The organism is Mycobacterium sp. (genome assembly GCF_052144515.1).
In the GTDB taxonomy this organism is placed as follows: Bacteria; Actinomycetota; Actinomycetes; order Mycobacteriales; family Mycobacteriaceae; genus Mycobacterium.
In genome coordinates, this window is the sequence record NZ_JBKQQD010000067.1 from 1 (window position 1) to 6,502 (window position 6,502).

The window sequence follows — 6,502 nt, forward strand, 5'->3', positions numbered from 1 at the left end:
AAACGTCCGAGGCTTCCATCGTGGTATCCACTAAACGCACTGCACGCTGGCGAAACTCCGGCGGATACTGACGGGGCATAGCTTCCAATCCTCCTATAGAGATCGGAACTAAACCCGGGGTAGTTCAGGTAGGTCTGCGACAACAGTTCCGGTAGGTGCTTTACGCCCGTTGGTGGGTGGGGGTTTTTTCGTAGTCGTTGGTGGCTGCGAAAGGGGCCGGCATGTTGCGGGAGCTGCGGATGTCCGAGTTGCGTTATCGGGCGGTGCTTGAGGTCCTAGATGGGGCGGTGATCAGCACTGTTGCCCTTCGTTACGGGGTGTCGCGCCAGACGGTGCATGCGTGGTTGCGTCGTTATGCGCGTGAGGGGGCGGTGCTGAATCTTGAGGACCGCTCGTCGCGTCCGCATGGGTGTCCTCATCAGATGGCGCCGGCGCTGGAGGCGCGGGTGTTGGTGTTGCGTGATCAGAATCCCCGTTGGGGGCCTACCAGGATCGTCTACGAGCTCACGCGCGAAGGTGTTGTGCCGGTGCCGGGGCGTTCCAGTGTGTATCGGGCGTTGGTGCGCAACGGGCGTATTGACCCGGCCAGGCGTCGTCGGCGGCGGGCCGACTATAAGCGCTGGTAGCGGGGTCGGCCGATGGAGTTGTGGCAGATGGATGTCGTGGGCGGGGTTCATCTGAGTGACGGGGCAGAGGTCAAGGTGGTGACCGGGATCGATGACAACTCCCGGTTTGTGGTGTCGGCCAAGGTGGTCGCGCGAGCGACAGCGCGGCCGGTGTGCGATGCGTTGCTGGGTGCCCTGCAGCGCCACGGTGTGCCTGAGCAGATCTTGACTGACAACGGGAAGGTGTTCACGGGGCGGTTCGGTCCGGGCGGTTCCTCGTCGGAAGTGTTGTTCGATCGGGTCTGCGTGGAGAACGGGATCGCGCATTTGTTGACCGCGCCGCGCTCGCCCACCACGACGGGAAAGGTTGAGCGCCTTCATAAGACGATGCGGGCGGAGTTCTTCGCCGATGCCGATCGCGTGTTCGCCACCATCGGTGAACTGCAGGTGGCGTTGGATGGGTGGGTGGGTCATTACAACACCGAGCGCCCGCATCAGTCGCTGGGAATGCGTCCCCCGGCGCAACGGTTTGCGTTGGCCGCGGGTCCCGATCTTGAAGTCGTGGAGCCCCTCGCAGCGGTCGCGACGAATGGGCGAGGGCGCGCGGCGTCCCAGCGTGCGGATCTGCGCAGTGCCGGCGTGCAGCGGTGGGTGGATCAGCGCGGGTTGATCCGCTTGGCCGGGTTTGGGTATCGGGTGCCGATCGTGTTGGCCGGTGAGCCGGTGCAGGCGGTCGTCGCCGACAACCTGGTGCAGATCTACCACCATGACGTGCTGGTCGCCTCCCACGTGCAGCGCCATAAACCCGACACCACCACCGCCGCGGTGCTGCGGCAAGGCCGGCGCACCCCGCGGGCGGCGACCACTGGGATCGTGGTGACCCGCATGGTCGATGCCAGCGGCTACGTGTCGTTCGCCGGGACCATGTACCGGGCCGGAAGGTCCTGGCGCGGAAAAGAAGTCGAGGTGTCCATCGTCGCCGGGTCGGTGCAGATGGCCCATCAGGGCACCATCGTGCGCACCCAGCCCATCCGCCACGACCGGGCCAAGGAACATGGCGCATTCGCCACCCCACACGGCCGGCCCCGCAAGCCGCGCCAGGATGCCCCAGACCGCACCCCACCTGTAAAGCAGCTACCGGAACTCATTCATCAAGCGGGTACCGGAACTTGACAGGTTCGCACACCCGAGCGATTGCGTGCTCTAGGGGCGCTTGGGGACTGCCACATGGTGTGAAACTCCGCTCCGCATGTCATTGCCCGCATCACTATGTCGGGGGCTAGCGCGGCATTGGAGGGTTGTAGTCAACCCAATACAACAGCCGTCGGAAGACTGAGGGCTTGAATCAACGCTCCGTGTCGGCAGGGGACATCCCCCCGAATAGCACGTCACCGGCGGACGCCAGCGCGTCTTCGTACACGTGGCCGTACACCCGGAGTGTCAGCGCCGGATCGTGGCCCAGCCACTTCGCCGTCGCCGACACCGTGGTGCCGCTGTCGAGCATCCGCGTCGCGGCGGTGTGCCTGGTGTCGTGCAACCGGATCGCCGGCACGCCCGCTGCTGTGCAGTGTCGGCGGAATGCCTTGGAGTAGGTCTCGGGCCGAATCGGGGAGCCGTCCTCATTGATCGCGATGAGGCCCGTGTCAATCCATGTCGGGCCGAGCGCCAGTCTTTCGCGCTTCTGCTGTGCGTTCAGCGCTCGCAAAGCGGCCATGACATCGGCGGGCATCGGCAGTGTGCGCCGGGAGCGTTCGGACTTCGGTGCGCCGGTCGTGGTTCCCGCGCCGCGCACGACAACGCGGCCTTGGGCGACGCTGACCGTCCCAGCGTCGAAGTTCACCGCTGACCACGCCAGGCCGAGCACTTCGGAGCGTCGCCAGCCGGCGAGCGTTAGCAGCCAGCACGCATAGAGGCGGTCACTCCGCACATGCTCGCGGAACCGTTCGACCTGCTGCGGCGTCCACGTGGACATCTCGCGGTGATCGATGGCCGGGCGGTCGACAAGTTGGGCGACGTTGCGGGCGACGAGACCGCGTTTCATGGCGGCGGCGAGTGCCTGCGACAGGACAGTCAGCATGGCGCAAACGGTCCGGTTACTCACGCCGCCAGACACTTTCGGACGCTCGGGTTCGGTAGGCAGTGCCGCGACGTATCGCGCACGCCGCGGGCGCAGCACATCACCGGATGACACCAGACGGTCGAGTGCTTTGATGCCGGGCTCGCCGAAGGTGGTCAGCAGCTCGGAATACCCGGCACCTTCTGGGCGCGCCCGCAGGTAGGCCAGCACCTCGGCGGAACGGCGTCCGCGCTTGGCGCGCTGGGGGATTGGTTCGCCGGTCAGGCGCAGTGTCACCAACTCGTCGAGGTGCGGGGTGTCGAGGTGCTGTAAAGGCACTGTGCCGAGGTGGTCGATAACCGGTTTGAGGGCTGCCCGGTAGCCGTCGAGGGTGTTGGGTCGCACGCGGCGGCTGTCGAGCCACTCGGCCAAAAAGGCCCCCAATGTCACCTTGTCGCGCCGGACCAGAGTGCCCGCGGCCGCCTCGGTCATAATGCGGGCGTATTCGCGTTTGGCCTCAACCAGCGTTGTATACGTGTAGCGCCGCCGGTCGCGGGAGCCATCCGGCTTTGTGGCCGCGTCGAGCTGGAATGTGTAGCTGACTTTCCCGTTGCGTGCGATGCGCTTGGTGATCGGCAATGCGCGACGGGTGCGCTTGGTCTTTTCGCGATCGGCGGGCGTTGGGTCGGCAGCGGCTTCGGTGCTCATCGGTCGGTCTCCTCGGTTGCTTTGCTCCGGTCACGTGGCAACATCTGCGGCGTTTGGCCTCGGTGATCCACCGCTCGATGGTGGGTAGGGAGCTGCGGGGCGGCATTTAGGCGAGTCGACGGTTTGACGACTCGGTCGGGGTCGGCGTCGCGTATCGCTTCGCGGCAGGCCTTCCAGGCTTCGCGTTCGGTGTCGAAGCCGCCCTTGGTGATCCAGGGGTAGCGGCCGGTCGACGAGTCCCGCTCGGGGAGGCGGGACTTGTAGTACCACGTCGAGCCGCGCTGGTGCACTGCGCCCTTCAAGATGCCACCAGCTCACGCAGGCCCGCGGTCACGACGTAAACGCGGCCGCCGAGCCGACGCACTGGCAGCTCGCCGGAGGCCACCAACCGATATGCTGCTGCCCGACTGATTCCCAGCAGCTGCGCCGCACGGGGTACCGCAAGCAGTAGGGGAAGTTCATTGAACACGTTGCTCTCCAAGATAATTCACCACCTTTCCATACGTTGTGAGGATTTCAATTCGGATGGACGAGGCCTGTGGACTTGCGGGCTGCACTGGGGACAAAACTGCGCAGCTTCGGTTCCGTCGGGCTCAGTGACTGTGATGGTGCGAGAATGCGCGTCCTCGCATTCACCACACCACGGCACGGTTGCCGGATGTGGATCTTGCAGCTGTGGAAGATCGGTGAGCCGCCGGGCGAGCACCCGCACCGGATCACGCGCTCCGTTGGGGTTTCGGATCAGGTGGTTGGTGAGATCCGCGGCCCGCCATCCGTGCGCCAGGGCGGACTCGATGGCCGAGTGCAGACTACGGGCCTCACGGCTGTTCAGCTTCCACGTTTCGGTAGCTGCGTCCAAGATCTCAGCTGCGACATCGCTCGGTTCGGATGGGGATTCAATTGATGGATTCAAGGGGTCCCGCTGTGGGACCCCCGGGGGGTGCCGCTCTGACACCATCCCCGTCCTGGAGCGGGACGGGGTCCGTCTCGAATCGAGACCGGGGGGTCCCAGATCGGGACGGGGGAGTCCCGCATCGGGACCGGGTGAAAGATGAGGCGCAAGTGGGTGATTCAGGTAGTAGCGAGTCGAGCGTCGGGCTCCGGAGTCGTGGAACTGCGGACGCCGGCTGATGAAGCCACACGTTTCCAGATCCCGGAGTGCGCGCAGGACTGTGCTTCTCCCTGCATTGGACTCGGCCATCAAGGTCCGGATCGAGGGATAACACGAATAGTTCTCATCCGCCTTATTCGCCAGGAGGATGAGGATGAATTTCGCTGCCGAGGACCCGACTTCTGACTCCGTCGCCCAGGCGAGCGCACCCCAGCTCATCCGGATGCGCGGGCCCAGGATTGCGCATCGCGAGCAGTCTCGGCTTGCTCGTACCTGCACCCTTCCTTCATGCGCCGTTCCATATCAAGCACGTTAAGATGCGTGATTTCGTTGCGCGACGGTCAGGCGCAGAATTTTCCACGGGATGTTGTGTCGTCGCGTTCTAATTGCTGGTATTGGCCGAAACGCAGTGGAATATCGCGAAACGGACTGCGTCGCAATAGATCCCTCGCACCGTGTTGTTCTGTTGATAGCCGGCGCACGGGGCTCCCAGGAACGGCTGCGTGAGGTCGATTTCAAAAAATGAATGTGCCGTAGTGACTAAGCGCGGCATTACGGGCATGTCTCAGCCATCGATGAGTCGTGCGCGCCTCAGCGACGCGAGCAAGCGCTGAGCCGCGCGCAGAGTGGGCGCGTGCACACGAGTGTCCAACCGTCCGGAGTCCACTTCGGCGGTCAACGATTCCAGCACCGTGCGGCATGCGCGCGGGGATCGCAGCACGATCTGGGCGGCCTCGGCGGGGCTGGACGGGACATCTCTCGTCTCGATGCGGATGCGTTCCACGATCCGCTCGACGGGCATTTCGACCACGTCGACTCGCACTGCCACCGCACCGTTCCGTGCTGCGCGCCGCTCCTCGTACGCCGCGCGACGGCACTGGTGGGAACACCACACGGAGGGGCGTCCAGGCTTGGGCGGCCAGTTGCGGCCCGGCATCTCTACGCCGCATCGTGGACACCGTTTTGTTGTCACAAAATTTATTGTAAGGCGGACCTCATTAATTAGATACGGACGAAATTGCGTTATCGTTTCGTGACCTGTGTGCAAGAGGTGTGTGGTGCGAAGTCAGGGCAGTAACAGGGCAGTGCAGTTAGAGGGCATGTGGGAGGAAACGGGAGACGAAATGTGATGGTGAGCGGTGAGGAGGGGACATCGAAGGTGAGGCGTGGAAATTTGGGTCACAGCGAACACAAAATGTGGTGTGGATCGTGATGGCGGCGAGCTTGGGAAAGCTGGGTGGCTGGGCCGATGGTGCAGGGCGCATCTTAGGACCGGCGGAAGCGTCCGGAGTCGGGTTTAGCATCGGGCGCATAGAGAAGACCACCAGACGGGGACTGGCCTGGGCGAGGCTGCTGGAATGGCAGCAGGCCGCCGCTGCGGTCCGAAAAGCGCGCGAGCGGGCCAACATTGGTCATTTGACCGAGTTACCGTTCCAGTCGCGCAGGCCGACGAGGCCGACGACTGGCGGGCTGCGCGCATCGAGAAACTCAAGGCTGAGGCGAACCGCCAGCGACAGGGGCACCGCGTGGCCGCGGGCAAGGCATTGCATGCGATGCGGCTGCTGGTGGCGTCGTGTCAGTGACCACTCCGTGTTCCAGGCGCTCTGACCACATCGAAGGCCTGGAGTGGGAAACTATGGTCTGGATCACGCGGCGCCGGGGCCAGGCATCGGAAGGGATTCGGACCGGTGGGAGGCCTCGTCGTCACACGTCAAGGAGCAAGCAGGTGACGCGATCCATTGCGCCGCCGAACCCGCCCCAAGGAGAACCTGATGACCAAGTACGTGTTTGACTTCGCCGAGGGCGACAGGGACCAGAAGGACCTGCTGGGTGGTAAGGGCGCGAACCTGGCCGAGATGACCAAGCTGGGGTTGCCGGTGCCGCCCGGGTTCACGATCACGACGGAGGCTTGCCGGGAGTACTTGTCGCAGGGCAGCGCGCCCGGTGAGCTGCGAGTTCAGGTCACGATGGCATTGCGGCAGTTGGAGGACAACCTCGGTCGCCGGCTCGGTGATCGCCATG

General features: G+C 64.5%; 7 protein-coding genes and 1 pseudogene. 3 read left to right on the forward strand and 5 right to left on the reverse strand.

Annotation, left to right across the window (positions count from 1 at the left end; translation table 11 throughout):
* The first annotated feature begins 221 nt into the window (after positions 1-221).
* Positions 222-1,778 (forward strand): annotated as a pseudogene (locus tag ACLP9N_RS03390) (IS481 family transposase).
* 172 nt (positions 1,779-1,950) lie between these two features.
* Here ACLP9N_RS03390 and ACLP9N_RS03395 read toward each other — a convergent pair.
* From ACLP9N_RS03395 to ACLP9N_RS03415, 5 genes are all read right to left on the reverse strand, one after another.
* Positions 1,951-3,369, reverse strand: a complete 1,419-nt coding sequence (locus tag ACLP9N_RS03395; RefSeq protein WP_442406074.1) for a tyrosine-type recombinase/integrase — start codon at positions 3,367-3,369, stop codon at positions 1,951-1,953.
* Positions 3,366-3,671, reverse strand: a complete 306-nt coding sequence (locus ACLP9N_RS03400; protein WP_442406075.1) for an Arm DNA-binding domain-containing protein — start codon at positions 3,669-3,671, stop codon at positions 3,366-3,368. The genes ACLP9N_RS03395 and ACLP9N_RS03400 overlap by 4 nt, the downstream gene beginning before the upstream one ends.
* Positions 3,668-3,838 carry a helix-turn-helix transcriptional regulator gene (locus ACLP9N_RS03405; protein ID WP_442366578.1) on the reverse strand — a complete coding sequence of 57 codons (171 nt, stop codon included), beginning with the start codon at positions 3,836-3,838 and terminating at the stop codon, positions 3,668-3,670. Before ACLP9N_RS03405 ends, ACLP9N_RS03400 begins: the two co-directional genes overlap by 4 nt.
* Before the next feature lie 18 nt (positions 3,839-3,856).
* Complete coding sequence (locus ACLP9N_RS03410; RefSeq protein ID WP_442406076.1) at positions 3,857-4,699, reverse strand: helix-turn-helix domain-containing protein; 843 nt, start codon at positions 4,697-4,699, stop codon at positions 3,857-3,859.
* 346 nt (positions 4,700-5,045) lie between these two features.
* A complete protein-coding gene (locus ACLP9N_RS03415) occupies positions 5,046-5,309 on the reverse strand; it encodes a hypothetical protein (RefSeq protein WP_442406077.1) in 264 nt (87 codons plus the stop codon).
* Between the two features lie 529 nt (positions 5,310-5,838).
* On the opposite strand from ACLP9N_RS03415, the gene ACLP9N_RS03420 reads away from it, so the two are divergent.
* On the forward strand, positions 5,839-6,063 hold the full coding sequence (locus ACLP9N_RS03420; protein WP_442406078.1) for a hypothetical protein: 225 nt from the start codon (positions 5,839-5,841) through the stop codon (positions 6,061-6,063).
* A 189-nt stretch (positions 6,064-6,252) separates the two neighbouring features.
* Positions 6,253-6,502: PEP/pyruvate-binding domain-containing protein (locus ACLP9N_RS03425; protein WP_442406079.1), on the forward strand; the 250-nt coding region annotated here is incomplete at its 3' end.